This window comes from Actinokineospora guangxiensis (assembly GCF_042657845.1).
Lineage (GTDB): Bacteria > Actinomycetota > Actinomycetes > Mycobacteriales > Pseudonocardiaceae > Actinokineospora > Actinokineospora guangxiensis.
Window position 1 is genome coordinate 188859 of sequence record NZ_JBHSKF010000005.1, and the last position, 26357, is coordinate 215215.

27 protein-coding genes are annotated in these 26357 nt (G+C 71.4%); 16 read left to right on the forward strand and 11 right to left on the reverse strand.

From position 1 onward, the window contains the following. Positions 1 to 3: 3 nt before the first annotated feature. Positions 4 to 1122 carry a transaldolase gene (tal, locus tag ACFPM7_RS13295; RefSeq protein ID WP_378247573.1) on the reverse strand — a complete coding sequence of 373 codons (1119 nt, stop codon included), beginning with the start codon at positions 1120 to 1122 and terminating at the stop codon, positions 4 to 6. Further along, positions 1119 to 3182 (reverse strand): transketolase, encoded by a 2064-nt coding sequence (tkt, locus tag ACFPM7_RS13300; protein ID WP_378247575.1) that lies wholly within the window; start codon positions 3180 to 3182, stop codon positions 1119 to 1121. The genes tal and tkt overlap by 4 nt, the downstream gene beginning before the upstream one ends. 354 nt (positions 3183 to 3536) lie before the next feature. Here tkt and ACFPM7_RS13305 point away from each other — a divergent pair, with 354 nt between their 5' ends. After that, on the forward strand, positions 3537 to 4475 hold the full coding sequence (locus ACFPM7_RS13305) for a heme o synthase (protein WP_378247998.1): 939 nt from the start codon (positions 3537 to 3539) through the stop codon (positions 4473 to 4475). 46 nt (positions 4476 to 4521) lie between these two features. Here ACFPM7_RS13305 and ACFPM7_RS13310 read toward each other — a convergent pair whose 3' ends face one another. From ACFPM7_RS13310 to ACFPM7_RS13320, 3 genes are all read right to left on the reverse strand, one after another. Then, positions 4522 to 5160: an HD family phosphohydrolase gene (locus ACFPM7_RS13310; protein ID WP_378248000.1), complete on the reverse strand. Its 639-nt coding sequence runs from the start codon at positions 5158 to 5160 to the stop codon at positions 4522 to 4524. 78 nt (positions 5161 to 5238) lie between these two features. Further along, positions 5239 to 5871 (reverse strand): hypothetical protein, encoded by a 633-nt coding sequence (locus ACFPM7_RS13315; RefSeq protein WP_378247577.1) that lies wholly within the window; start codon positions 5869 to 5871, stop codon positions 5239 to 5241. Between the two features lie 5 nt (positions 5872 to 5876). Next, on the reverse strand, positions 5877 to 6878 hold the full coding sequence (locus ACFPM7_RS13320) for a hypothetical protein (protein ID WP_378247579.1): 1002 nt from the start codon (positions 6876 to 6878) through the stop codon (positions 5877 to 5879). Positions 6879 to 7080: 202 nt separating this feature from the next. Here ACFPM7_RS13320 and ACFPM7_RS13325 point away from each other — a divergent pair, with 202 nt between their 5' ends. Continuing rightward, positions 7081 to 7632: an FKBP-type peptidyl-prolyl cis-trans isomerase gene (locus ACFPM7_RS13325; RefSeq protein WP_378247581.1), complete on the forward strand. Its 552-nt coding sequence runs from the start codon at positions 7081 to 7083 to the stop codon at positions 7630 to 7632. 33 nt (positions 7633 to 7665) lie between these two features. Here ACFPM7_RS13325 and ACFPM7_RS13330 read toward each other — a convergent pair whose 3' ends face one another. Then, positions 7666 to 8634 carry a quinone oxidoreductase family protein gene (locus tag ACFPM7_RS13330; RefSeq protein WP_378247583.1) on the reverse strand — a complete coding sequence of 323 codons (969 nt, stop codon included), beginning with the start codon at positions 8632 to 8634 and terminating at the stop codon, positions 7666 to 7668. 86 nt (positions 8635 to 8720) lie between these two features. Between ACFPM7_RS13330 and ACFPM7_RS13335 the strand changes: the two genes are divergently transcribed. Further along, positions 8721 to 9044, forward strand: a complete 324-nt coding sequence (locus ACFPM7_RS13335) for a hypothetical protein (RefSeq protein ID WP_378247585.1) — start codon at positions 8721 to 8723, stop codon at positions 9042 to 9044. Here the strand turns inward: ACFPM7_RS13335 and ACFPM7_RS13340 are convergent. After that, positions 9041 to 9967, reverse strand: a complete 927-nt coding sequence (locus ACFPM7_RS13340; protein ID WP_378247587.1) for a COX15/CtaA family protein — start codon at positions 9965 to 9967, stop codon at positions 9041 to 9043. The two genes, ACFPM7_RS13335 and ACFPM7_RS13340, sit on opposite strands and share 4 nt — an antisense overlap. A gap of 321 nt (positions 9968 to 10288) precedes the next feature. On the opposite strand from ACFPM7_RS13340, the gene ACFPM7_RS13345 reads away from it, so the two are divergent. Beyond that, positions 10289 to 10708, forward strand: coding sequence for a helix-turn-helix domain-containing protein (locus ACFPM7_RS13345; protein WP_378247589.1), 420 nt, complete (start codon positions 10289 to 10291; stop codon positions 10706 to 10708). Positions 10709 to 10730: 22 nt separating this feature from the next. Here ACFPM7_RS13345 and ACFPM7_RS13350 read toward each other — a convergent pair whose 3' ends face one another. The 3 genes from ACFPM7_RS13350 to mptB all read right to left on the reverse strand — a co-directional run bounded on the left by ACFPM7_RS13350 (position 10731) and on the right by mptB (position 14085). After that, entirely contained in the window at positions 10731 to 11438 is a 708-nt protein-coding gene (locus tag ACFPM7_RS13350) for an ABC transporter permease (protein ID WP_378248002.1), read from the reverse strand. Between the two features lie 53 nt (positions 11439 to 11491). Further along, entirely contained in the window at positions 11492 to 12403 is a 912-nt protein-coding gene (locus ACFPM7_RS13355) for an ABC transporter ATP-binding protein (RefSeq protein ID WP_378247591.1), read from the reverse strand. 68 nt (positions 12404 to 12471) lie between these two features. Beyond that, a complete protein-coding gene (mptB, locus tag ACFPM7_RS13360) occupies positions 12472 to 14085 on the reverse strand; it encodes a polyprenol phosphomannose-dependent alpha 1,6 mannosyltransferase MptB (protein ID WP_378248004.1) in 1614 nt (537 codons plus the stop codon). Between the two features lie 106 nt (positions 14086 to 14191). Here mptB and ACFPM7_RS13365 point away from each other — a divergent pair, with 106 nt between their 5' ends. The 12 genes from ACFPM7_RS13365 to ACFPM7_RS13420 all read left to right on the forward strand — a co-directional run bounded on the left by ACFPM7_RS13365 (position 14192) and on the right by ACFPM7_RS13420 (position 24715). Then, positions 14192 to 14926 (forward strand): helix-turn-helix transcriptional regulator, encoded by a 735-nt coding sequence (locus ACFPM7_RS13365; RefSeq protein ID WP_378247593.1) that lies wholly within the window; start codon positions 14192 to 14194, stop codon positions 14924 to 14926. Beyond that, positions 14923 to 16365 carry a Fe-S cluster assembly protein SufB gene (sufB, locus tag ACFPM7_RS13370; protein ID WP_378247595.1) on the forward strand — a complete coding sequence of 481 codons (1443 nt, stop codon included), beginning with the start codon at positions 14923 to 14925 and terminating at the stop codon, positions 16363 to 16365. Before ACFPM7_RS13365 ends, sufB begins: the two co-directional genes overlap by 4 nt. Beyond that, a complete protein-coding gene (gene sufD, locus ACFPM7_RS13375) occupies positions 16366 to 17511 on the forward strand; it encodes a Fe-S cluster assembly protein SufD (RefSeq protein WP_378247597.1) in 1146 nt (381 codons plus the stop codon). Further along, positions 17508 to 17825, forward strand: a complete 318-nt coding sequence (locus ACFPM7_RS13380; RefSeq protein ID WP_378247599.1) for a non-heme iron oxygenase ferredoxin subunit — start codon at positions 17508 to 17510, stop codon at positions 17823 to 17825. The genes sufD and ACFPM7_RS13380 overlap by 4 nt, the downstream gene beginning before the upstream one ends. A 49-nt stretch (positions 17826 to 17874) precedes the next feature. Continuing rightward, positions 17875 to 18648, forward strand: coding sequence for a Fe-S cluster assembly ATPase SufC (sufC, locus tag ACFPM7_RS13385; protein ID WP_378247601.1), 774 nt, complete (start codon positions 17875 to 17877; stop codon positions 18646 to 18648). Between the two features lie 68 nt (positions 18649 to 18716). Then, positions 18717 to 20009, forward strand: a complete 1293-nt coding sequence (locus tag ACFPM7_RS13390; protein ID WP_378247603.1) for a cysteine desulfurase — start codon at positions 18717 to 18719, stop codon at positions 20007 to 20009. Next, a complete protein-coding gene (gene sufU, locus ACFPM7_RS13395; RefSeq protein WP_378247605.1) occupies positions 20009 to 20452 on the forward strand; it encodes a Fe-S cluster assembly sulfur transfer protein SufU in 444 nt (147 codons plus the stop codon). Before ACFPM7_RS13390 ends, sufU begins: the two co-directional genes overlap by 1 nt. Beyond that, positions 20449 to 20844, forward strand: coding sequence for a metal-sulfur cluster assembly factor (locus tag ACFPM7_RS13400; RefSeq protein ID WP_378247607.1), 396 nt, complete (start codon positions 20449 to 20451; stop codon positions 20842 to 20844). Before sufU ends, ACFPM7_RS13400 begins: the two co-directional genes overlap by 4 nt. Positions 20845 to 20889: 45 nt before the next feature. Continuing rightward, the gene (mug, locus tag ACFPM7_RS13405) at positions 20890 to 21432 is read left to right on the forward strand and encodes a G/U mismatch-specific DNA glycosylase (RefSeq protein ID WP_378247609.1); all 543 of its coding nucleotides are present in this window, start codon (positions 20890 to 20892) and stop codon (positions 21430 to 21432) included. 64 nt (positions 21433 to 21496) lie between these two features. Continuing rightward, positions 21497 to 21754, forward strand: coding sequence for a hypothetical protein (locus ACFPM7_RS13410; protein ID WP_378247611.1), 258 nt, complete (start codon positions 21497 to 21499; stop codon positions 21752 to 21754). A gap of 10 nt (positions 21755 to 21764) precedes the next feature. After that, on the forward strand, positions 21765 to 23579 hold the full coding sequence (glmS, locus tag ACFPM7_RS13415) for a glutamine--fructose-6-phosphate transaminase (isomerizing) (RefSeq protein WP_378247613.1): 1815 nt from the start codon (positions 21765 to 21767) through the stop codon (positions 23577 to 23579). A 92-nt stretch (positions 23580 to 23671) separates the two neighbouring features. Beyond that, positions 23672 to 24715: a pentapeptide repeat-containing protein gene (locus tag ACFPM7_RS13420; RefSeq protein WP_378247615.1), complete on the forward strand. Its 1044-nt coding sequence runs from the start codon at positions 23672 to 23674 to the stop codon at positions 24713 to 24715. Between the two features lie 2 nt (positions 24716 to 24717). Here the strand turns inward: ACFPM7_RS13420 and ACFPM7_RS13425 are convergent, their stop codons facing one another. After that, positions 24718 to 26355, reverse strand: a complete 1638-nt coding sequence (locus ACFPM7_RS13425; protein ID WP_378247617.1) for a GGDEF domain-containing protein — start codon at positions 26353 to 26355, stop codon at positions 24718 to 24720. Positions 26356 to 26357: the final 2 nt, after the last annotated feature.

Consider the following 26357-nt stretch of genomic DNA (forward strand, 5'->3'; position numbering starts at 1 on the left):
TGTCTACTTCGCGGAGTCGAGCTGGCCCTTGACGGTCTCCAACAGCTCCGTCCAGGACTTCTCGAACTTCTCCACGCCCTCGTTCTCCAGCGCCAGGAACACGGCATCGATGTCGATGCCCGCGTCCGCCAGGGCAGTGAAGACCTCGGTGGCGTCCTCGTCGGTCCCGGTCACTGTATCGGTGAAGACGCCGTCGGTGATCCGGCCGTGGTCGGCGACCGCGTTCAGCGTCTTCTCCGGCATCGTGTTCACCGTGTCGGCCACGACCAGCTGGTCGACGTACAGCGTGTCCGGGTAGTCCGGGTTCTTGACCCCGGTCGAGGCCCACAGTGGACGCTGAGGCCGGGCGCCGTCGGCGGCCAGCGCGGCGAAGCGCTCGGTGGCGAAGACGTCCTGGAACGCCTTGTAGGCCAGCCGGGCGTTGGCCACCGCGGCCTGGCCCTTGAGCGCCTGGGCCTCGGGCGTGCCGATGGCGTCGAGGCGCTTGTCGACCTCGCCGTCCACCCGCGACACGAAGAACGAGGCCACCGAGTGGATCGAGCGCAGGTCGTGGCCGTTGGCCTTGGCCTGCTCCAGGCCGTCGAGGTAGGCGTCCATGACCGCCTCGTACCGCTCGACGGAGAAGATCAGCGTCACGTTCACGCTGACCCCCTCGGCGATGGTCTTGGTGATCGCGGGCAGGCCCTCTTCGGTGGCTGGGATCTTGATGAGCAGGTTCGGCCGGTCGACGGTCTTCCACAGGTCCAGCGCCTGGGCCAGGGTGGCGTCGGCGTCCCTGGCCACGCCCGGGTCCACCTCGATCGACACCCGGCCGTCCACGCCGTCGGTGGCCTGCCACACCTCGCGGAACTTGTCGCAGGCGTGCCGCACGTCGGCGGTGGTCAGCTCGCGGACGGACTCATCGAGGGAGGCCCCGCGCGCGGCCAGCTCGCGCACCTGCTCGGTGTAGGCCTCGCCGTCGGCCAGGGCCGAGGCGAAGATCGTCGGGTTGGTGGTGACGCCGACGACGTGCTTGTCGCGGATCAGCTCGTCCAGGTTGCCGGACTGGAGCCGCTCGCGGGACAGGTCATCCAGCCAGATGGACACCCCGGCCTCGGACAGCTTCTTCAGCAGGTCGGTCACTGGGCTCCTCCGTTCGCGGTGAGGGTGCGGCGCGCGGCGGCGACCACGGCTTCGGTAGTGAAGCCGAACTCGCGGAACAGCGTCTGGTAATCCGCTGACGCGCCGAAGTGCTCAATGGAAACGATCTCCCCCGTGGACCCGGCGAAGCGGTGCCACGGCTGGGCGATACCCGCCTCGACGATGACGCGGGAGTGAACGGTCGGCGGCAGGACGGTGTCGCGGTAGGCCTGGTCCTGGGCGTCGAACCACTCCACCGACGGCATCGAGACCACCCGGGTGGGCACTCCGTCGGCCTCCAGGACCGCGCGCGCCTCGACGGCGATCTGCAGCTCGGAGCCGGTGGCGATGAGCACCAGCTTCGGCACCGTCTCGGAGTCCTCCAGGATGTAGCCGCCGCGGGCCACGCCCTCGGCCGCCTTCTCCTTCGTGCCCGCCAGCACCGGCAGGTTCTGCCGGGTCAGGCACAGGCCGACCGGCTGGGTGGACTGGCCGAGGATGGCCGCCCACGCCGCCGCGGTCTCGTTGGCGTCACCCGGCCGCAGCACGACCAGGTTGGGAATGGCGCGCAGCGCGGCCAGGTGCTCGATCGGCTGGTGCGTGGGGCCGTCCTCGCCGAGGCCGATCGAGTCGTGCGTCCACACGTAGGTGACCGGCAGGCCCATGATCGCGGCCATCCGCACCGCCGGGCGCATGTAGTCGCTGAAGACCAGGAACGTGCCGCCGTACGGGCGGGTCGGGCCGTGCAGCACGATGCCGTTGAGGATCGAGCCCATGGCGTGCTCGCGGATGCCGAAGTGCAGCGTCCGGCCGTACGGGGTGGCCTTCCACTCCTTGGTCGCCGCCACCTCGGGCCCGAAGGAGTCCGCGCCCTTGATCGTGGTGTTGTTCGACTCGGCCAGGTCGGCCGAGCCGCCCCACAGCTCCGGCAGCAGCCCGCCGATGGCGTTGAGGACCTCACCGGAGGCCTTGCGGGTGGCGACGCCCTTGGCGTCGGGCTCCCACGAGGGCAGCGCCTCGGCGAAGCCGTCGGGCAGCTTGTACTCGGTGGCGCGGTCCAGCAGCTCGCGGCGCTCGGGGTTGGCCGAGGCCCACTCGGCGAAGCGGCCCTCCCACGCGGCGCGGGCGGCCTTGCCCCGCTCGGCCACCTCGCGGGCGTGCGCGAGGACCTCCTGGTCGACCTGGAAGCTCTGCTTCGGGTCGAAGCCCAGGATCTCCTTGACCGCGGCGACCTCGTCCTCGCCCAGCGCGGCGCCGTGCGCCTTGCCGGTGTTCATCAGGTTGGGCGCCGGGTAGCCGATGATCGTGCGCAGGAGGATGAACGACGGCCTGGTCGTCTCCGCCTTCGCGTTCTCGACCGCCTCCAGGATGCCGGTGACGTTCTCGCCGCCCTCGACGACCTGCACGTGCCAGCCGTAGGCCTCGTAGCGCTTGGCCACGTCCTCCGACAGCGCGATGGCGGTGTCGTCCTCGATGGAGATCTGGTTGTCGTCGTAGAACACGACGAGGTTGCCCAGCTCCTGGCGGCCCGCGATGGACGACGCCTCGGAGGTCACGCCCTCCTGGATGTCGCCGTCGGAGGCGATCACGTACACGTGGTGGTCGAACACGCTCTGCCCGGCCTTGGCCTCCGGGTCGAACAGGCCGCGCTCGCGGCGGGCGGCCATCGCCATGCCCACCGCCGAGGCCAGGCCCTGGCCCAGCGGGCCGGTGGTGATCTCCACGCCCGCGGTGTGGCCGTGCTCGGGGTGGCCCGGGGTCTTCGAGCCCCAGGTGCGCAGCGCCTTGATGTCCTCCAGCTCCAGGCCGTAGCCGGAGAGGAAGAGCTGCAGGTACACGGTCAGGCTGGAGTGACCGCAGGAGAGGACGAACCGGTCCCGGCCGATCCACTCCGGATCGCTCGGGTCGTGCTGCATCACCCGCTGGTAGAGGGCGTAGGCCAGGGGTGCGAGGCTCATGGCGGTGCCGGGGTGGCCGTTGCCGACGTTCTGCACGGCGTCCGCGGCGAGCACCCTGACGGTGTCCACCGCCCGCCGGTCGAGGTCGGTCCAGTCGTCGGGCACCGAGGCTGTGGTCAGGTTCGTTGGGACGTCACTGCTGGCGGACACGGACTTCGCGCTCCCACTTCCATAAGGTCTGGCGGTTCGTCGCGCCCAGCTCACCAGACGGCTGGGTTGCCACGACCCGCAGGTCATCCCTGGTCCGCGCGCCAGCCTAGTCCGGTGGGCCGCCGGACGCTCCGCGCCGCTGTGATCTCCGTCCGAACTCGGCCGATCGCGCCACCCGATACCGGGCGCCGGCCACCGCGCGGTTAACATTCGGTCCTGTGCCGCGTACCCGAGCGGCACCGGACGCAAACTCCGCACGACCCTGGTGACCTGCGTCTCAGGGCCGAGCACCACCACATGAGGAGCGAGATGCCGTCGGTGACCCCCGTGCCCGCCGACGCACCCCCCGCCCCGTCCAGGGGAGAGGTGCTGCGCGCCTACGTCGCGCTCACCAAGCCCCGGATCATCGAACTCCTGCTCGTCACGACCGTCCCGGCCATGCTGCTGGCCGAGCGCGGCATCCCGTCCCCGTGGCTGGTGCTGACCACGCTCATCGGCGGCACCATGGCCGCGGGCAGCGCGAACGCCCTGAACTGCGTGGTCGACGCCGACATCGACGCGCTCATGAAGCGCACCAAGTCGCGCCCCCTGGCCCAGCACACCGTGCCCGCACGCAACGCGCTGGTGTTCGGCGTGGTCCTCGGGGTCTTGTCGTTCGCCTGGCTGTGGGCGACGACGAACCTCCTGGCCGCCGCCATGGCCGTCGGCGCGATCCTGTTCTACGTCCTCGTCTACACGATGGTGCTCAAGCGCCGGACGGCGCAGAACATCGTCTGGGGCGGCGCGGCGGGCTGCATGCCGGTGGTCATCGGCTGGGCGGCCGTCACCGGCGACGTGGCCTGGCCCGCCCTGGTCATGTTCGGCGTGATCTTCTTCTGGACCCCGCCGCACTTCTGGGCTCTGGCGATGAAGTTCCGCGACGACTACGCCAAGGCGGGTGTGCCGATGCTGCCGGTGGTCGCCACCCCGGTGCAGGTCGCCAAGCAGATCGTCGTCTACTCGTGGGTGATGGTGGCCTGGACGCTGCTGCTGCTGCCCGCGACCGGCTGGGTCTACTTCGCCTTCGCGATCCTGGCAGGCGCCTGGTTCCTGGTCTACGCCCACAAGCTGCACGTGGCCATCAAGCGCGACGAGCCCGCCAACCCCATGAAGCTGTTCCACCTGTCGAACAGCTACCTGACGCTGGTCTTCCTGGCGCTCGCGGTCGACTCCGCCCTCGGCCTGCCGGTTCTGGGCTGGCCCTTCTAACCCGGCCCCGCTCCCACCGGACTGGGGAGCGACCCGCCGCCCCGGATCAACTCACGGCGGCCAGCAACCGCTCCACCGTCGGATCGTCCAAAGACTCCTTGATGCACCGCCACAGTTGCAGATTGGCACTCGCCCACTTCGAGTACTGGTCGGCGGCGTCGGGGGAGTAGAAGTAGAAGCCTTCGTCGTGGACGTCGCCCTGTTCGCCGACGATCTTCTCGGCCAGCTCGCGCAGGGTGACGCCGTTCTCGTCCAGGTAGCGGTGGGCCAGGACGACCGGGGTCACCGGCAGCGCCTTGAACAGGGTGTCGGCGTCGGAGAGGGCTTGGGCCTCGATGCTGATGTCCCGATGCCGCGTGCGCATCTCGGCCTCGTCCACGATCGCGTCGATCCAGGCCGCCGTGGTGGGGCGCACGCCCGCGCCTGCCAGCAGCCGCAGCCGCAGGCCGGAGCCCGCCGCGGCCGCCGAGTTGCGCCTGACCAGGTAATTCACGTCGTGGACCAGCGCGGCCACCTCCACCACCGCGACGTCGGCGCCGTTGGCCCCGGCGAACTCGACGGACTTGTCGCGGACGAAGCCGACGTGGTGCCAGCCGTGGAACGGCAGGCGCTCGGCGTAGCGGTGGCAGAGATCACGAACGTCGTGTTCGACGGCGGCGATCGAGTGGCGGCTGATTGTGGGCAGGTGGGTAGGCCGGTTGGTGGCAGGCGCTGACAAGGGAACCCCTCCCGTGCTCGTCGGGTGGGGTGATGGTAAATCGAGTCAGATGCGCTTGGTTAGCTCCGGGAGACGGCATTCAACGGGCACGTGCCGGTGACCGAGGCCGGTCCCCGGGTCGAACGAGAGGCTCCACGGGGCCACCGGTCTCGACTTCACCAGGAACGTCATCGTGCCGTCCAGCGCCGTCGGGATGCGGTGGAACTCACTGGCGAGCAGGTAGCCGGAGGTGCCCAGGGCGTAGTCGGCGCCGCGGGTCATGGTCGCCGCGTCGACCAGGCCGGTCACCGGATCGATGGTGGCGGAGAACCGCTCGTGGCGGTAGCCGCCGCTGAGGATGACGGTGCAGAAGTGGTAGCGGTGGTTGTGCACGGAGTCGGCGTAGCCCGCCCGCCAGTCCCGCTGCGGTTTGTACTCGTGCAGCCAGAAGGTGAACGGTTCGTCGGGGCGGTCGCGCAGGCACCAGGCGAAGTGGGTGGTGGTCTCCCGGGACCTGGAGACCAGTTCGGCGGATTCGGCGGGGGCGAGGTCGGTGAGGTGGCGGCGCAGCGCCGCCTTCGGCGGACGACCGTCCACCCAGGACTCGAACACGGCGTGGACGGAGTTCCAGTGCGGGCCGTGGGTCTCGCTCGTCAGCCGTTCGGCGAGGTCGGGGAGCGCGTGGACACGGGTGAGCAACGGTATCAACTCTCCAGTTCGGCTTTGGCGGAGAATTCCCGGCGGAAGCCGTGGAAGGCGGCCTCCAGCTCCGCGAAGCCTTCGTCGGTCAGCGGGGTTCCGGTGATCCCGGCGAACTGCGCGGCGAACTCCGCGCGGCTGGTCTCCGGGGTGATGACCAGCCTGCGGGCGTCGCGGGTGGCGTGGAGCCTGCCGAAGTCGGCGCGCTCCATGCCGTGGATGAACGAGCACTCGGCGAAGCGCAGCGTCCTGGGGTAGGGCGACGGGGTGGCGGGGTCGCTGAACAGGGTGATCCACACGCTGTCGTCGAACATCTCCACGCGGTCCAGCGGCGGGTCGGCGACCACGGTGACATCGATCCTCGTGCACCGCGACCGGGCCAGGAACAGCCCGACGAGTCCGATGCGGATCTCCTGGTGCAGGCCCTCGCGGACGATGTCGAGGTCGGTCTCGGCGCCCTCGCGCCGCGCGAGGTAGCGGGCCCGGCCGCTGATCGCGCTGCGCTCCTTGGGGTCGGCGACCACCGCGCGCACCTCCCACTCCGCGTGCGCGGCCAGCAGCCGCACCGCCGCGTAGCGGCCGGAAAACCCGCGGAACCAGTACTGCCTGGCGCCGCGCAGGTCCCGCATCATCAACGCGTTGAACGTCGGGTCGGGGTCGACGCTCGCCTCGAAGACGTGCGTGGGGAAGAACTCCTGGTTCAGCGAGCGGTACTCCTCGGCCAGCTCGCGCAGCGCCTTGCGGCTTTCCTCCACGAGCGGGTTGAGCATCGCCTCGCGCGCGGCGCGCGCGGTGATCAGCGTCTGGCCGAAACCGACGACGGCGGAAACCATCGTGCCGGTCGCGACGGCGGTCAACAGGTTCTTCCCGGTACCCGGGTCGATCGAGCTGGAGATCCAGAAGGCCAGTCCCGAGACCACGACAAGCGTGGTCAGCAGCAGGGATGTCCTGGTCCAGAAGATCTCCTGAACCCGGTGAGTGCGGAAGCCGGGGGCGTCCGCTGGCAAGGCAGGTCACCTCCTCGGCGGACGACCGTGCGGCACTGGAGCGGGCAGCATCGGCTGCTTTCAGTATCCGAACGGACGCGATGAGTCACTGTACGCCCGATGATCGCGGGGGAAAATGCGCGAAACGGGTGAGACCTGAGATCGGTTCAGCCCGCCGCACCCTCACCGGTCCCTCACACCGTCACCGCCTAGAGTCCGCCGCATGCGCAAACTTCGTCCCGTCGTCGCGACGCTACTGCTGGCCGGTCTCGCCGCGTGCGGTCAGGAACCCACCGACCCGGGCAGTGCGCCCACCCAGCCCGCCCCGCCCGCGACCACCACCAGCTCGGACGCGGCCCCCGCGGTGGAGTGCGAGGTCGACGACATCAAGGTCGAGGGCGAGGCGAACAGCAAGCCGACCGTGACCCTGCCGGAGAACTGCTCGCCGCCCGCCGAACTCGTCATCAAGGACCTGACCCCCGGCACCGGCGCCAAGGCCGCCGCGGGCGGCACGGTGCTGGCGCACTACCACCTGACGACGTGGTCCAACAGCCAGGTCCTCGACAACTCCTGGGACCGCGGCGAGCCGTTCCCGGTGGCCAACCTCGGCCAGGCGCGCGTGATCGACGGCTGGAACGAGGGCCTGGTCGGCATGCAGAAGGGCATGCGCAGGCTGCTGGTCGTCCCGCCGGACAAGGGTTACGGGCAGGGCGGCAACGGCGTCGCGCCGAACGAGACCCTTGTCTTCGTCGTGGACGCCGTCGACGTCACCTGATCCGTCACCTGATCCGTCCCGTGTGGACGGCTTCTACGGGATGAGCAGCAGCTTGCCCGTGGTGCGCCGTCCTTCCAGGTCCTCGTGGGCCGCCCTGACCTCAGCGAGGGCGTACTGAGCGCCGACGCGCACGTCGAGGGCGCCCGCGAGGACCGCCTGGAAGAGGTCGTCGGTGCGGGCGCGCAGTTCCTCCGGGGTGGCGACGAAATCGCCGAGCTTGGGGCGGGTCAGGTAGATCGAGCCCTGCTGGTTGAGGCGCTGGGGGTCGACCGGGGGGACGGGGCCGCTGGCCGCGCCGAAGAGGGCCAGGACGCCGCGCCTGCGGACGACCGACAGGCTGGCGTCGAAGGTGGTCGCGCCGACGCCGTCGTAGACGGCGTGGACGCCGTCGCCGTCGGTCAGCTCGCGCACGGCGTCGGCGAAGTCGACCTCGTCGTAGCGGATCACGTGGGCCGCGCCCGCAGCCTCGGCCAGCTCGGCCTTCGCCGCGGTCGACACCGTGCCGATGACCCGGGCCCCGCGGGCCTTCGCGAGCTGGGTCAGCAGCAGGCCGACGCCGCCCGCCGCCGCGTGCACCAGCACGGTGTCGCCCTCGCGCACCGAGTGCACCGACGTCACCAGGTAGTGCGCGGTGAGGCCTTGCAGCATCAGCGCCGCCGCCGTCTCCAGTTCCACGCCGTCGGGCACGGGAACCGTGTCGGCGACCGGCACGACGGCCTGTGCCGCGTAGCTGCCGAGCGTGCCCGACCAGGCGACCCGGTCGCCGACGGCGGCCCGCGCCCCCTCGCCCACGGCGCTGACGGTGCCCGCCCCCTCCAAGCCGATGCCGAACGGCAGCGGCAGGGGATAGGCGCCGGCGCGGTGGTAGGTGTCGATGTAGTTGACGCCCGCCGCGGCGACGTCCACCAGAACCTCGCCGGGGCCGGGGGTCTTCGGCTCGGCGTCGACCACCTCCAGCACCTCGGGTCCGCCGGTCTCCTTCACCACGACTGCCTCGGGCACACGTCCTCCATCGCTCGTCCGCTTCGCCAAGTGGAACCGATCACGCTCGCCGGGTGTTCCCGCCCGCCGGGTTCTAGGCTCCCCGCATGAGCGACGCAGCGCAGACCGGGGACCCGAGCAAGGCCGTCCAGCCCGCGGCCGTGAAGGCGGCGGCCGCGTTCGTCGCCGCGCACGGCAAGCCCGCCCGCGCGGTCGTGGAGAACATCGGCAGCGCCGGGGCGCGCGTCGTGCTGGTCGGCGCGGACGGCGCGATGGGCGACGTGATCGTGGCCGACCCCGGAGTGGGCGAAGCCCTGGTGGCCCAGGTCGAGGGCCTGGAGATCTCCGAGGACTGGGACCGCGAGACGGTGGCGGCGGCCAAGATCGGCGCGGCGCACCGGGCCAAGATGGCCGCCCGCACCCGGGGCTAGCCCCGCTCGACCCTCGGGCGCGGGTGCGCCGCCGCCCACAGGGCCGCGGTGACGGTGATGACCGCCATCGCCCCGAGGACGTGCAGCGCGACGAGCAGCTCGGGCACGCCGAGGAAGAACTGGGTGAAGCCCAGCACGCCTTGGGCCAGAACGACGACCACGACCGCCGCGTAGTGCTTCCACAGCCGCGTCGAGCGCACCTTCACCAGGAATGCGCCGACGGCGACCAGCAGGGCGAGGAAGCCGTACAGGAACGCGGCGTGCACGTGGGCCAGGACGTCGACGGGCAGGTCCAGGCGCGGTGTCTTCGCATCGCCCGCGTGCGGGCCCGCGCCGGTGACCATGGTCCCGGCGACCAGCAGGCCGACCAGCACCGCCGTCATGGCGGCCAGCACCCTGCCCAGTGCGGGCGGGCCGACCGGGAGCGGCGGGCCGTCCTGCTCGTCGACGGAGTAGACCAGCAGCACGGCGAGCCACACCATGAGCGCCGAGACCAGCAGGTGCACGGCGACGGTCCACCACAGCAGGTCCAGGCGGACCGTCATCCCGCCGAGCACCGCCTGCACCGCGACGCCGATCGGCATGGCCATGGCCAGCGTGAAGTAGCGGTCGCGGCGCGGGCGTTCCACGAAGGCGGCGAAGAACGCGGCCAGGGCGATCAGGCCGACCACGCCGGTGAACAGCCGGTTGCCGTACTCGATCCACTGGTTCAGCGCGGCGTACTCGGGGTGCTCGGTCGGGACCATGCTGCCCGGGTGGCACTCCGGCCACGTCGTGCACGCCAGACCGGAGCCGGTGACCCTGACCACCGAGCCGGTGAAGGCGATGAGCGACTGGGTGGCCACCACAGCCCACGCGATGCTCAGCTGAGCGCGCCGCGTCAGCGGGCGGACGGTCTCTAGGCGCGCTTTCAACGAGGTCACGGCCGCATCGTAGGCCGGGCCCCGACGGGCTCGAACCGTGCGGGGGGCTTAGGGTGTCGGCGGTCTCATTGTGTGCGCTGCGGCAAAAGTGTGGCCATGTTCGCGATTTGTCCCCACGCAGCGATCACGGCGCACTACACTAAGTCGCGGAAGGCGGCCTCCCCCATCGCCTTCCTCCAGCTACCACCGGACGGCTCACTCCCCCCAAGAGCCGTCCGGTGGTAGCCCCACCCCTCGCCAGCAAACCTATACTGGTTGCGCAGGGGATTCAACACTGGTGCAATCGTCGGTGGGCGAGTTCGACAGCCGTCGAGAGGTGTCATGGAACTGGGGAGCGGCGGCCTGGCCGCGAAGCTGAACCGACTCGTGGACACGGTCCACCCCGCCGGGCGCGGGCCGTACACCAACGAGGAGATCGCCGCGGCCGTCCGCGCGGACGGCGGCGACCTCACCCACAGCGCCGTGTCGGCGTGGCGGCGCGGCACCCGGGACAACCCGAGCTTCCGGCACCTGGCCGCGCTGGCGAAGTTCTTCGGCGTGCCGGTCGCCTACTTCTGCGACGACGCCGAGTCCGCCCGGGTGGACGAGCAGCTCGACCTCGTCGCCGCCTGGCGGGACGCGCAGGTGCGCGCGATCGCGATGCGGGCCGGGGAGCTGTCGGAGGCGGGCCGCGCCGCGCTGCTGGAGATGGCGATCCGGGTGCGCGACATCGAGCGCGGGGCGGGCCGGGCGGACAGCTGAACAGTCCTGTGTGGAACTTCGCCTAGGTCAGCTTCGTCGTGCGCGTGGCCAGCGCCGCACCCGCCGCGCCCCACGCGATCAGCGTCAGCCACACCGACAGCGGCGGGACAGCGCCCGCCGCGGCGGTCGCGAGCCCGTTGGTCAGCGCGGCGGTGGGCAGCAGTTCGACCACCGAGGCCATCGCCGAGGGCAGGTCCGCGGTCACCACGACGATCCCGCCCGCCATCAGCAGCACGAACCACACCACGTTCGCCAGCGCCAGCACGATCTCGGCCTTGAGCGCCCCGCCGAGCAGCACGCCGAGCGCGCCGAAGGCGAGCGTGCCCAGCACCAGCAGCAGGACGATCCACAGCAGACCGCCGGGCGACCAGCCCAGCAGCAGGGCCACCGCGGAGATGACCACGGCCTGCACGGCGACCACCACGAGGCCGGCCGCGACGCGGCCCAGCACCAGCAGCCACCGCGGCAGCGCGGTCGCGGCCAGGCGCTTGAGCACCCCGTAGCGGCGGTCGAAGCCCAGCGCGATCGCCTGGCCGGTGAACGCCGAGGACAGCACCGCCAGCGCCAGCACGCGCGGGGTGACCGCCTCGACCCTGGGGTCGGGCAGATCGATCACCGAGACCAGGGTCAGGCCGAGCAGCAGCGCCACGGGGATGAGCAGGGTCAGCAGGACCTGCTCGCCGTTGCGCAGGGTCAGCCGCGCCTCGGTGCGCGCGTGGGCGAGCAGCATGCGCGCCGGGCTCGCCGCGCCGGGCGCCGGGGTGAACGTGCCCGCCGGGAAGGTCACGAGCGCAGCTCCCGTCCGGTCAGTTCGATGAAGACGTCCTCCAGGCTGCGCCTGCCGACGCTCAACTCCTCGGCGAGCACCCCCTGCTGGGCGCACCACGAGGTGACCGCCGAGACCACCTGCGGGTCGACCTCGCCGCTGACGAGGTAGGCGCCGGGGCTGGCCTCGGTGACCGCGCACGCCTCCGGCAGCACGGCGCTCAGCAGGCTCAGGTCGAGCCCGGGGCGGGTGCGGAAGCGCAGGAGCTGGCCGTCGGTGGTCAGCGCGGCGGGCGAGCCCTCGGCGACGACGCGGCCGGTGTCGATGATCACGACGTGGTCGGCCAGCGCCTCGGCCTCGTCCATGAGGTGGGTGGTCAGCAGCACGCTGACCCCGTCGGCGCGCAGCGCGGCGACGAGTTCCCACACCAGGCGCCGCGCCTGCGGGTCCAGACCGGCGGTCGGCTCGTCGAGGAACACCAGTTCCGGCCTGCCGACCAGCGCGCAGGCCAGCGACAGCCGCTGCTGCTGACCGCCGGAGAGCCGCTTGAACGGGGTCTTGGCCGTGCCGGTGAGGCCGAGGACGTCGAGCAGCCAGGCCGGGTCCAGCGGGTTCTTCGCGCAGGCGGCGACCAGACCGAGCATCTCCGCGGCGCGCACGCCCGGGTAGGCGCCGCCGCCCTGCGGCATCACGCCGACGCGCGGGCGCAGGGCCGGGTCGGCCGGGTCGAGGCCGAGCACGCGCACCGAACCGGAGTCCGGCTCGCGGAAGCCCGCGCACATCTCGACGGTGGTGGTCTTGCCCGCGCCGTTCGGCCCGAGCAGGGCCAGCACGGAGCCGCGCGGCAGCACCAGGTCGACCCCCGCCACCGCGGTGGTCCGCCCGTAGCGCTTGACCACGTCGCAGACCTCGACGGCGGACTCGCTCACAGGGGCAGAGCCTAGTCGCTCGGCCGTGGCCGCCAGTCCCGGCCGAGGGTTCCCGCCACGGGTGGCCGTCATGCGCCGGTGCCCGCGGCCGTGCGGCGCCGCGGCCAGGGGGACGCGGTGCCGAGCAGGTGCTTGCGGGCGATGAGTACGGCGATCGCGGTGGTGATGGTCGCGGCGATGTAGGCGTAGGGGAGCTGGAAGGTGCGCCCGTCGAACGGCGCGCCCGTGGTGTTCAGCACGACGGCGAGCACGACGCTGACACCGGTGGCCGCGACCCGGAACTTGGTGTCGCCCGCCGCTGCCGCCAGCGGGATGGCCGCCCACAGCAGGTACCAGGGCTGCACGGTCGCGCCGAAGACGAGCACCGCGCCGAGCGCGACGCCCAGGCCGGTCAGCGGGCGCAGCTTCCAGCGGAAGCTGTCCAGCAGGAGCTTGGCCGCGATCAGCGGGCCGATGAGGGTGCCGACCATGCGGCTGACGGTGACCGCGGCGTCGATGTGGTTGCCCAGGCCCAGCAGCATGCCCAGCCCGCCCGCGGCGAAGCCGAGCGCCGTCATGGGGGCCAGCCAGCTCTTGATGGTCGAGGCGGTGTTCAGCGTGGCCACCCAGCCGTAGCCGAGCCCGCTGCCCAGCGAGGCCGCCGTCAGCACGACCCCGAACACCACCATCAGCGCGCCCGCCACGGCGAACAGGTGTTTCCAGCGACCGCCGAGCCGCCGGGCGATCATCACCCCGAGGAAGCCCAGTGCCAGCGCGGCCGGGATCTTCACCGCCGCGCCGAGGGTGATCACCGCCGCGCCGACGGCGTAGCCGAGCAGCTCGCCGGGCTGCCACGGCGGGAACGGGCCGTCCGGGCCGACCCACGGCATCCTGCGCAGCGCCAGCTCGAAGCCGACGAGCATCAGGCCGATGGCCAGCGACTCGTTGTGCACGCCCACGACCAGGTGGAACAGCACCAGCGGGTTGGCCGCGCCCAGCCACAGCGCACCGACCTGGTTCACCCCGAAACGCCGGGCCAGCCGGGGCAGCGCCCAGATGATCATGGCGAGGCCGACCAGCGCGAGCAGCCGGTGCATGGCCACGCCCCACACCACGTGCCCGCCGGTCAGCCAGTTGACGATGCGGCCGAGGGACAGGAACAGCGGACCGTACGGCGACGGCGTCTCCCGCCACACCGTCGGCACGCCCTGGGTCAGCGGGTGCTCGACGCCCAGCGCCTGGGCGGGGCCCTGGGTGTAGGGGTCCATGCCCAGCGCGGCGATCTCGCTCTGCGCCAGGTAGCTGTACACGTCGCGGCTGAAGCTGGGGACGGTGAACACCAGCGGCGTGATCCACATGACCAGCGTGCGCGCCATCTGCGGCAGCGACAGCACCCGCACGCGCGCGGACCTGGTCATCCTGCCGAGCGCCAGCCAGGCCAGCACGAGCATGAACACGCCGGTGAAGCCCACCGCGATGGAGACCGTCGTCATCCGGCTGAACAGGCTCAGCACGGGCAGCCGGAGCACCGGGTTGAAGACCGGGGCCGCGCCCGCGCCCAGCGAGCCGAGGAGCAGCAGCAGCGCACCGACGGTGCCGAAGCGGCGGATGACGTCGAGCTGCCTGCGCTCGGCGGCGTTCAGCGCCGTGCCCGGGGCCTCGTCGCTCGCCGCGGCTCCGCGCCGGTCCGTGTCTCCCGCCACCACGGCGAGAGCGTATCGGGGCAGTTTGGAAGGGCTGTTCTCGCACCGTGCGGTGACACCCGTCACCTGGTTTGCCCCGGCCAGGGAAATAAGACACACTTGTGTTGTGAAAAAGACGGCCCCCGCTCCGCGGACCCCAGACGGGGTCCCGGGCCAGCACGCCGACGGGCGCACGCGCACCAGCGTCGCCCGCCTGCTGCTGGAGCAGGGGCCGATCACGGCGGCCGCGATCGCCGAGGCGCTGGGCCTGAGCCCGGCCGCCGTCCGCAGGCACCTGGACGCTTTGGTCGCCGACGGCGAGGCGGGCACGCGTGACGCCCCCCGGCGCGGCGACCGGGGCCGCGGACGGCCGGCCAAGCTCTTCCTGCTCACCGAAGCGGGCCGATCCCGCTTCGGGCACGCCTACGACGACCTCGCCATCGCCGCGCTGCGCTTCCTCGCCGAGAGCGGGGGAGAGCAGGCGGTGCGGGCGTTCGCGGAGCGCCGGGTGGCCACCCTGGTGGACCGCCACCGCGATGAGGTGGTCGGCGAGGCCGACCCCGGGGCGCGGGCGGAGGCCCTGGCACTGGCGCTGACCCGGGAGGGATACGCTGCGTCGACCCGCTCGGTCGGCGCGGGGGAGCAGCTGTGCCAGCACCACTGCCCGGTGGCGCACGTCGCCGCCGAGTTCCCCGAGCTGTGCGAGGTGGAGACAGCGGCGTTCGCGTCGCTGCTCGGCACCCACGTGCAGCGCCTGGCGACCATCGCACGCGGTGACGCCGCCTGCACCACCCACATTCCCCTGGCGAGCACCAAGGGAGCCACCGCACCACCGGTTCCGGATGGAGGGAAGTCCGAATGACTGCCGCTGCCGAGCAGCGCACCACCACGCCGCTTTCTCAGGAAGAGACCCTTGCCACGCTCGGGCGCTACGAGTACGGCTGGGCCGACGCCGACAAGGCGGGCGCGAGTGCGCAGCGGGGCCTCTCCGAGGCCGTCGTGCGGGACATCTCCGCGAAGAAGGACGAGCCGGAGTGGATGCTGGAGTCCCGTCTGAAGGGGCTGCAACTCTTCGACCGCAAGCCGATGCCGTCCTGGGGCGCGGACCTCTCGGGCATCGACTTCGACAACATCAAGTACTTCGTGCGCTCCACGGAGAAGCAGGCCCAGTCCTGGGAGGACCTGCCCGAGGAGATCAAGAACACCTATGACCGGCTCGGCATCCCGGAGGCCGAGAAGGCCCGCCTGGTCGCCGGCGTCGCCGCCCAGTACGAGTCCGAAGTGGTCTACCACAAGATCAACGAGGAGCTGGAGCGCCAGGGCGTCATCTTCCTGGACACCGACACCGCGCTGCGCGAGCACCCGGAGCTGTTCGAGGAGTACTACGGCTCGGTCATCCCGCACGGCGACAACAAGTTCTCCGCGCTCAACGGCGCCGTGTGGTCCGGCGGCTCGTTCATCTACGTGCCGAAGGGCGTGCACGTGGAGATCCCGCTGCAGGCCTACTTCCGGATCAACACCGAGAACATGGGCCAGTTCGAGCGCACGCTGATCATCGTCGACGAGGGCGCCTACGTGCACTACGTCGAGGGCTGCACCGCGCCGATCTACTCGTCGGACTCGCTGCACTCCGCGGTCGTGGAGATCATCGTCAAGAAGGGCGGCCGCTGCCGCTACACGACCATCCAGAACTGGTCGAACAACGTCTACAACCTGGTCACCAAGCGCGCCAAGGCCGAAGAGGGCGCGACCATGGAGTGGGTCGACGGCAACATCGGCTCCAAGGTCACCATGAAGTACCCGGCCGTGTACCTGATGGGCGAGCACGCCAAGGGCGAGGTCCTCTCGATCGCGTTCGCGGGCGAGGGCCAGCACCAGGACGCGGGCGCGAAGATGGTCCACATGGCCCCGCACACCAGCTCGACCATCGTGTCGAAGTCGGTGGCCCGCGGTGGCGGCCGCACCTCCTACCGCGGTCTCGTGCAGGTCAACAAGCGCGCGCACAACTCCAAGTCCACGGTGAAGTGCGACGCGCTCCTGGTCGACCAGATCAGCCGCTCGGACACCTACCCGTACGTCGACATCCGCGAGGACGACGTGCAGATGGGCCACGAGGCCACCGTCTCCAAGGTCAGCGACGACCAGCTGTTCTACCTGATGTCGCGCGGCCTGACCGAGGACGAGGCCATGGCGATGGTCGTGCGCGGGTTCGTCGAGCCCATCGCGCGCGAGCTGCCCATGGAGTACGCGCTGGAACTGAACCGACTGATCGAGCTGCAGATGGAAGGAGCGGTCGGCTAAATGGCCGTCTCTGTCAACAAGCCGGTCGCGCCCGTGTCGTCGCGGGCCGACTGGTTCACCTCCTACGACGTCGAGGCGTTCGAGGTCCCCTCCGGCCGCGAGGAGATCTGGCGCTTCACGCCGACGAAGCGGCTCGCGGGCCTGCACTCCGGTGCGGCCGCGGGCGGCTCGGCGCAGGTCGATGTGGACGCCGCGCCCGAGGTCGTGGTGGAGAGCGCCGAGCGCTCCGACCCCCGGCTCGGCGAGGCGGGCACCCCCGCCGACCGGATCGCCGCGCAGGCGTACTCGTCCTTCGCCACGGCCACCGTCGTCACGGTGCCGAAGGAGACCACGACCTCGAAGCCGACCACGGTGACCGTCACCGGTCCCGGCGCGGGCGTGGTCGCCTACGGGCACCTCCAGGTGCGGGCCGAGCTGTTCGCCGAGGGCGTCGTCGTCATCGACCACCGCGGCTCCGGCGTCTACGCCGACAACGTCGAGTTCGTCCTGGCCGACAGCAGCAAGCTGACCGTCGTGTCCATCCAGGACTGGGCCGACGACGCGGTGCACGTCTCCGCCCACCACGCCAAGCTGGGCCGCGACTCGCTGCTCAAGCACATCGTGGTGACGCTGGGCGGCGACCTGGTCCGCATCTCGCCGACGACCGCGTTCGCCGGTCCCGGCGGCGAGGTCGACATGGCGGGGCTGTACTTCGCCGACGCGGGCCAGCACCTGGAGCACCGCACCTTCGTGGACCACGCCGTGCCGAACTGCACGTCGAACGTCGTCTACAAGGGCGCTCTGCAAGGCGATGGAGCGCACACGGTGTGGATCGGCGACGTGCTGATCCGCGCGGCGGCCGAGGGCACGCAGACCTACGAGCTCAACCGCAACCTGGTCCTCACCGACGGCGCCCGCGCCGACTCGGTGCCGAACCTGGAGATCGAGACCGGCGAGATCGCGGGCGCGGGCCACGCGTCGGCGACCGGGCGCTTCGACGACGAGCAGCTGTTCTACCTGCAGGCGCGCGGCATCCCCGAGGACCAGGCCCGCAGGCTGGTGGTGCGGGGCTTCTTCCACGAGCTGCTGATGAAGATCGGTGTCCCCGAGGTGCGCGAGCGCCTTGAGGCCGCGATCGAGGCCGAGCTGGAGGCCGTGGGCGTATGACCCGCGTGTGTGCGCTGAGCGACCTGGACGACGGCAAGCCCCTCGCCGTCGAGGTTGACGACGTCGCCGTGGTGCTGGTGCGCCAAGGCGACGAGGTGCACGCCCTGCGGGACGAGTGCTCCCACTCGGCGGTGGAGCTGTCGGAGGGCGAGGTGTCCCGCAAGGGCATCGAGTGCTGGCTGCACGGGTCGTGCTTCGACCTGCGCACCGGCCGTCCCTCCGCGCTCCCCGCGACCGATCCCATCGACGTCTACGCCGTGACCGTCGAGTCCGGCGAAGTGCACGTCGACATCACAACTGTGCTGAACACCTAGGGGCATGGCGCCCCTCAGCCCGAACTACGAGCCTGGAGCAGAGCGAGCAATGGCCACGCTGGAGATCAAGGACCTGCACGTCTCGGTGTCGACCGACGAAGGTCCCAAGGAGATCCTCAAGGGCGTCGACCTCACCGTGAAGGCGGGGGAGACGCACGCGATCATGGGCCCCAACGGCTCGGGCAAGTCGACCCTGAGCTACGCCGTCGCCGGGCACCCCAAGTACGAGGTCACCTCCGGCAGCGTCACCCTCGACGGCGACGACGTGCTGGAGATGAGCGTCGACGAGCGCGCCCGCGCGGGCCTCTTCCTCGCCATGCAGTACCCGGTCGAGGTCCCGGGCGTGTCGATGTCGAACTTCCTGCGCACCGCGGCCACCGCCGTGCGCGGCGAGGCCCCCAAGCTGCGGACCTGGGTCAAGGAGGTCAAGTCGGCGATGGGCGAGCTGGACATCGACCCGTCCTTCGCCGAGCGCAGCGTCAACGAGGGCTTCTCCGGCGGTGAGAAGAAGCGCCACGAGATCCTGCAGCTGGCGCTGCTCAACCCGAAGATCGCCATCCTGGACGAGACCGACTCCGGCCTCGACGTCGACGCGCTGCGCGTGGTCTCCGACGGGGTGAACCGCTTCCGCGCCTCCGGCGAGTCCGGCGTGCTGCTGATCACGCACTACACCCGCATCCTGCGCCACATCACCCCCGACTTCGTGCACGTCTTCGCGGGCGGGCGGATCGTGGAGTCCGGCGGCAAGGAGCTGGCCGACCAGCTGGAGTCCGAGGGTTACGTGAAGTACACCGGCAAGCAGGAAGCCACGAGCGCTTCCTGAGGTTGCAGATGCCGGGGCGGCGCTCAGCCGGCCGCCCCGGGGCACGACTCACAAGAGGTGGGAGACCGGTGACCGCACTATCGGCTTCTCTGGACGTCGCCGCGCTGCGCGCCGACTTCGCGATCCTGGGCCGCACCGTCCGCGACGGCAAGCCCCTGGTCTACCTGGACTCGGGGGCGACCTCGCAGCGCCCGCGCCAGGTGCTCGACGCCGAGCGGACGTTCCTGGAGCAGCACAACGCCGCGGTGCACCGCGGCGCGCACCAGCTCGCCGAGGAGGCGACGGACGCCTACGAGTCCGCGCGCGCCCGCATCGCCGCTTTCGTCGGGGTCTCGCCCGACGAGGTCGTGTTCACCAAGAACGCGACCGAGGGCATCAACCTCGTGGCGTACGCGATGGGCAACGCGGCGACGGCGGGTCCGGAGTCGCAGCGGTTCGTGCTCGGTCCCGGTGACGAGATCGTGGTCACCGAGATGGAGCACCACGCCAACCTGGTCCCGTGGCAGCAGCTGGCCCAGCGCACCGGGGCCACCCTGCGCTGGTTCGGCGTGACCGACGACGGCAAGCTGGACCTGTCCGAACTGGACTCGCTGGTCACCGAGCGCACCAGGGTCGTGGCGTTCACCCACCAGTCGAACGTGCTCGGCACGGTCAACCCGGTCGCCGAGATCGTCGGGCGGGCCCGCGCGGTGGGCGCGCTGACCGTGCTCGACGCCTGCCAGTCGGTGCCGCACGCACCGGTGGACTTCACCGCGCTCGGCGTCGACTTCGCGGTGTTCTCCGGCCACAAGATGCTCGGCCCCTCCGGGATCGGCGTGCTCTACGGGCGGCGCGAGCTGCTCGGCGCGATGCCGCCGTTCCTCACCGGCGGGTCGATGATCGAGATGGTGGAGATGGCCCGCTCGACCTTCGCGCCGCCGCCGCAGCGCTTCGAGGCTGGCGTGCCGATGACCTCGCAGGCCGTCGGTCTCGGCGCGGCGGTGGACTACCTCAACGCCATCGGCATGGAGCGCGTCGCCGAGCACGAGCACGCGCTGACCGTGGCCGCCCTCGCCGGCCTCGCCGAGATCCCGGGCGTGCGGGTGCTGGGGCCGGGCCTGGACGCCGCCGGGCAGGTGGCCGAGCGCGGCGGTGCGGTGTCCTTCGTGGTCGACGGGGTGCACCCGCACGACGCGGGCCAGGTGCTGGACGACCTCGGCATCGCCGTGCGCGTCGGGCACCACTGCGCCTGGCCGCTGCACCGCAGGCTCGCCGTGCCGGCCAGCATCCGCGCGAGCTTCTACCTCTACAACGACCTCTCCGACGTCGACGCGCTGCTCGACGGCGTGCGGGCGGCCCAGCGGTTCTTCGGGGTGGCGTGATGCAGCTGCAGCAGATGTACCAGGAGATCATCCTGGACCACTACAAGAACCCGCACGGTCGCGGCCTGCGCGAGCCGTTCGACGCCGAGTCCTTCCAGGTCAACCCGACCTGCGGGGACGAGGTCACGCTGCGGGTGAAGCTGGACGGCGAGACCGTCGGCGACGTCTCCTACGACGGCCAGGGCTGCTCGATCAGCCAGGCGTCGACCTCGGTGCTGACCGACCTGGTCGTCGGCAGGCCGGTGGCCGACGCGCTGTCCAAGATGGACGCGTTCGTCGAGTTGATGCAGGGCCGCGGCCAGGTCGAGCCGGACGAGGACGTGCTGGAGGACGGCATCGCCTTCGCGGGAGTGGCCAAGTACCCGGCCCGCGTCAAGTGCGCGCTGCTCGGTTGGATGGCTTTCAAGGACGCGCTGGCCAAGACCGGAGGAAAAACCCCATGAGTGACGAGACCGCCGAGACCGTCGAGCGCGGCGCCGCGGGCATGCCGGAGCTGGCCCCGCGCGTGGACAAGGCGAACCTGGACGACGTCGAGGAGGCCATGCGCGACGTGGTCGACCCCGAGCTGGGCATCAACGTCGTGGACCTCGGCCTCGTGTACGGCGTCCACGTGGACGACGACAACACCGCCACCATCGACATGACGCTCACCTCGGCGGCCTGCCCGCTGACCGACGTCATCGAGGACCAGACCCGCGCGGCCCTGACCGGCGGCGCGGGCGGCGGCCTGGTGTCGGACTTCCGCATCAACTGGGTGTGGATGCCGCCGTGGGGCCCGGAGAAGATCACCGACGACGGCCGCGACCAGCTGCGCGCCCTCGGCTTCACCGTGTAGCAGGCGGGGGTGGCGGGGGTGATCGACTTCTGCTGCCATGGGAGCGTGCCCCACCCCACCCGCGCCGACCTCGACGCCGCCCGCGACCGCACCGTCCCCGACGTCATCGCCACCGGCCTCGCGGTGCTGTTCTGCGGCATCAACCCCAGCCTGTACTCGGCGGCCACCGGCCACCACTTCGCCCGCCCCGGCAACCGGTTCTGGCCCGCCCTGCACCTGTCGGGCTTCACCCCGCGCAGGATGACCCCCGCCGAGCAGTCCGAGCTGCCCGCGCACGGCCTCGGCGTGACCAATCTCGTGGCCAGAGCCACGGCCCGCGCCGACGAGCTGTCCGCCGCCGAGCTGGTGACGGGCGGGGAGCGCCTGCGCGCCCTCGTCGGCGAGCACCGCCCGCGCGTGGTCGCCGTCGTCGGCGTGACCGCCTACCGTGTGGCCTTCGGCATCCCCGACGCCCGAGTCGGCGCACGCGAGGAGGGCATCGGCGAGGCCTCGGTGTGGGTGCTGCCCAACCCCAGCGGGCTCAACGCGCACTACCAGCTGCCGGAGCTGGCAGCGGAGTTCCGGACGCTGCGGATGTCGTTGGACTGAGGTTCCTGCCCGATTTCGGGCACGAAAGTTGATGAATCGGCCTGCCCGGTGGCAGTGTCGTCCCGTGACCGACCCGCTAGTGAGGCACGTGGCCCTGAGCACCGGCCTCCCGCCGTCCATCGCGGCCCGGGTCGTCGCCGATGTGCTGGCGTACCACCACGAGACCGTCGAGGAGTACGTGCGCCGTCGGCACGCCGAGTTGCGGGGCAAGCAGCACCGCAACGCCGAGATCTGGGTGCTGCTCGCCGAGGAGCTGGGGGCGCGCCGGTTCGCGGCGGACGCGCTGTCGGAGCGGCAGCTGCGCAGGATCGTCTACGGGTGAGGAGTCCGCTGTGTGCGGGATCGTGGGGTACGTGGGGTCGCGGCCGGTGGCTCCGGTGCTGGTGGAGGGTCTGCACCGGCTGGAGTACCGGGGGTATGACTCGGCCGGGGTCGCGGTGCAGAAGCGCGGGCGCATCGCGGTGACGAAGGTCGCCGGGCGGGTGCGCGACCTGCGCGACCGGGTGGAGTCCCCGGGCACGGCGACCACCGGCATCGGGCACACCCGCTGGGCCACCCACGGCGAGCCGACCGACCGCAACGCCCACCCGCACCTGGACGCCTCGGGGCGGATCGCGGTGGTGCACAACGGGATCATCGAGAACGCCGAGCAGCTGCGGGCGCGGCTGAGCGGCGAGGGCGTCGAGTTCGCCTCCGACACCGACACCGAGGTGCTGGCGCACCTGATCGCCGCGGTCGACGGCCCGCTGGAGGACGCCGTCCGGGCGGCGCTTGCCCAGGTCGAGGGCACCTACGGGCTGGTCGTCATGGACCGCGCCCGGGCCGGTGAGCTGGTCGTCGCGCGCAACGGCAGCCCGATCGTGCTGGGCGTCGGCGACGGGGAGATGTTCGTCGCCTCCGACGTGGCCGCGATCGTGCACCACACGCAGAGCGTGGTCTTCCTCGACGACGGCGAGGTCGCCACCGTCAAGGCGGGGGAGTACCGCACCAGCACCCTCGACGCGCGCAGCACCACCCGCACGCCCACCACCGTGGACCTGGAGTCCGGCTCCTACGGCCTCGACGGCCACCCCGACTTCATGCGCAAGGAGATGGCCGAGCAGCCCGAGGCCGTCCGCCGCGCCCTGCGCGGACGCCTCGACGCCCGCTTCGCCACCGCCCACCTCGGCGGCCTGGACCTGGACCCGATGGCGCTGCGCGCGGTCCGCAGGGTGAAGTTCCTCGGCTGCGGCTCGGCCTACTACGCCGGCCAGATCGGCGCCGGGATGGTCGAGTCCCTGGCCCGCATCCCCGCCGACGCCGAACCGGCGTCGGAGTTCCGCTACCGCAACCCCGTCGTGGACCCGGACGCGCTGTACGTGGCGGTCAGCCAGTCCGGCGAGACCCTGGACACCCTGGCCGCGGTGCAGGAGCTGCGCCGCAAGGGCGGACGCGTGATGGGCGCGGTCAACGTCGTCGGCAGCGCGATCGCCCGCGAGTGCGGCAGCGGCGTCTTCCTGCACGCGGGCCCGGAGATCTCCGTCGCCTCCACCAAGGCCGTCACCACGATGGGCGTGTCGTTCGCCATGCTGGCCCTGCTGCTGGGCCGGGTCCGCGACCTCTCCTCCGCCGCGGGCACCCGCATCGTCGGCGGCCTGCAGGCCCTGCCCGACCGCATCGAGGCCGCGCTGGAACTGGACGCGCAGGTCGCCGAGGTCGCCCAGCGCTACGCCAAGTCCCAGCACATGTTCTTCCTCGGCCGCGTCTCCGGCTGGCCGGTGGCCCGCGAGGGCGCCCAGAAGCTCAAGGAGGTCTCCTACGTCCACGCCGAGGCCTACCAGTCCGCGGAGCTGAAGCACGGCCCCATCGCCCTGATCGACGCCGACATGCCCAGCGTCGTCATCGTCCCCAACGACGACCTCGTGGCGAAGAACCTCATCACCATGGAACAGGTCAAGGCCCGCGGCGGCCCGGTCATCGCGGTCACGGCGGTCGACCTGCCCGCCTCCGCCGCTGACGTGGTGATCCGGGTTCCGGACGGCGAGCCGGAGCTGGACCCGCTGGTGCTGGGCATTCCGTTGCAGCTGCTGGCGTATCACACGGCGGCGGCACTGGGGCGCGACATCGACAAGCCGAGAAACCTGGCCAAGAGCGTCACGGTCGAGTAGATCTTGGCCAGTGGCACGGAAGGGCTTGCTGATCGCACCGAGGTCAGCAAGCCCTGGTGGCCAGAGGCGCCGGTCGTAGGGAGTTGGTTCTGGTGACGCAGCGGATGGTCCTGGGCATCGTCGCCAGTGTCCTTGTTCTGTTGTGCGCCGTGATAGTCAGTGTCGCGGTAGTGCCGCAGTCGATCTATCCGATGCTGTCTGAGGCCGACCTACGTGGTGTCTCCAGCGCCGAAACTCGGATCCAGCTACAGCAGGCTCAAGCCCAATTGCAGAACAGCGTCCGCTCCACGTTGCTGCAACTGACCGCTGGGTTGCTCGTGATCGCCGGTGCCGCTGCCACGTGGCGGCAAGTTCACGTCAATCGCGAGGGGCAGATCACCGACCGCTTCACGCGCGCGATCGAGCAACTCGGCAACGACAACGTCGACGTCCGCATTGGGGCCGTGTACGCGCTCGAACGCATCGCTCGAAATTCCCCCGCCGACCGCACGGCGGTGCAGTTCACGTTGGCCGCCTTCGTGCGCAACCACGCACCATGGCACGTCGGTTCTTCTGGTGGTCCTGTGCACCCCACCGTCGTCGTTGAGGAGCGGCCATGGTTGCAGATCCTTGCCCCTGACATCCAGGCGGCGGTGGGGGTCCTGGCTCGAAGGTTGCCTGCTCCAAGGGCGCGACGGGAGTTTCCCGTCGACCCGAAGCTCTACCTGTCAAGAGTGGATCTTCGCGGCGTCCAGCTCTATCGGGGAAGGCGGTTGGTCAACACCCAGCTCCGGTACGCGAACCTGGCGCGTTCGTGGCTGGAGGGAACGCGACTGGACGGTTGCGACTTGAAGTCGGCGGACCTCCGTAGGTGCCGACTCGTGGATGCGAGTCTCCTTCAGGCGAATCTCAACGGAGCCTTCCTGAGCGGCGCGGACCTCAGTGGTGCCGACCTTCGCGAGTCCGACCTTCGTGGAGCTGACCTGGCCGAGGCGATCCTTGACGGTGCCAAGCTGGATGGGGTCAAGGTGGATGCCGGCACTGTCTGGCCCGCAGGGTTCGACATCAGCCAGTACCGGCGCGTGCGGTTCTGCGCGGACTCACCTGTGGAAAGCGAAGTGGCTGGCCCCGACGCCACCACGTCGGGCCAGGGGTGACCTCAGCCCGCGACCCTCGTCGGGGACAGGGGAGGGCGGCCATGGAGCACTTCGACGTGGTCGCTGCCCGCGTGGGCCAAGACCCAGCTGGGGCCGGGGACGGACTTGGCGTGGCGCTTCACCGGTGCCAGCAGGCGGGAAACGTCGCGGTAGGAGGTGACTGAGCCCGGGGCGCACACCAGGGTTGCGAAGGACAGGCTGACCGGGATGCCCTCGGCTGACCACGGGCGGTCGACCACGCGGCCCGCGACCGTGGAGATCTCCTCCGCGCCCGCGACGACGAGGAAGTCGTCGCCGCCGACGTGGCCCACTCGGATGCCGGGGAGGTCGGTCTGGGCGCGGGAGAGTTCGCGGCCGATGGTGCGGATCAGGTCGTCGCCCGCGGCGAAGCCGGCGGTGTCGTTGACGGACTTGAAGTTGTCCACGTCCAGCCACGCGGCGACGAACAGTTCGCCCCGGTGGATGCGGCGGTCGACGTCGCGGTCGAGGGCGCCGCTGCCGGGGAGGCGGGTCAGGGGGTTGAGGGCGGCGGCCTGTTCGATGCGGGCGGCGGCGACCGCGCGCACGACCTCGCCCAGGCGGACGACGCCCTGGCAGACCCCGGTCGCGTCCACGGCCACCACGTCGCCGCCCGAGCGGTCCCAGTCGCCGTCGTCGACGGCTTCCAGCAGTTGCAGGCCGGTGGCGTCGACGGGGGTGGTGCGGGGCGGTTCGCCGTGGCGGGCGGCGGGGCGGTTGGCGTTGAGGGCGTGGCCGTAGAGGCCGGTGACGGCCAGCAGGAAGCGGCTGCGCGAGACGGCCGACACCGGTCTGCCGCGCGGGTCGACCAGGACGATCGCGGTGATCGTCGGGTTGTCGGCGAACAGTTCGCGGGCGGCGTCGGCGGGGGCGTCTTGCGGCAGGGTGGGGGCGGGGCGCAGGAAATCGGCGACCATGGGGACGCGGGCGGCAGGCTCGGCGAACTGGGTGGGCGCCACACCTCCGGGAAGCCGCAGGTCGCCCTGCACGAGGCGCACGCCCGCGCGGTGCAGGCGCAGCAGCATGTCCTCGTCGTCCACGCCGACGGCGGCCAGGCGCGCCTCGACGCGGGCGCAGTACTGGGCCAGCAGTTCGACGGCGGCCAGGCACGCGTCGTCGTCGGGCAGGCCGGCGACCAGCCGCGCGTCGACCTTCACCAGGTCGGGGCGGACGTCGGTGAGCAGGCTGATGGGCAGGTCCCCGTCGCCGACGGAGTCGAAGGCGAGGCCGAAACCGTGCCCGCGCAGCACATCGAGCCCGCGCACCAGCGCGCCGCGGCGCACCCGGCTGAACGGCGGGGTGATCTCCAGGACGACGGTGTCGGCCTGGCGGCCGGTGCGCGACAGGGCGGGGCGCAGGAGGCGCAGGAACTCCTCGGCGCGGGCGGCGGTGGCCGCCAAGATGTTGACGTGCAGGGGAAGCGGGTCGGCGCAGGCGGTGATCGCGTCGACGGCGAGCGCCATGTCGGTTTCGGTGAGCCTGCCCATCCTGGCCGCGTGCCGGAGCAGGTCGTAGACCGTGCCGTCCTCGGGGCGGGGCAGCGCCTCGACGGCGACCGGCTCGCCGGTGCGGGTGCTGAGCAGCGGCTGGAACGCGAACTGGACGCTCGGCAGCACAGTCACCC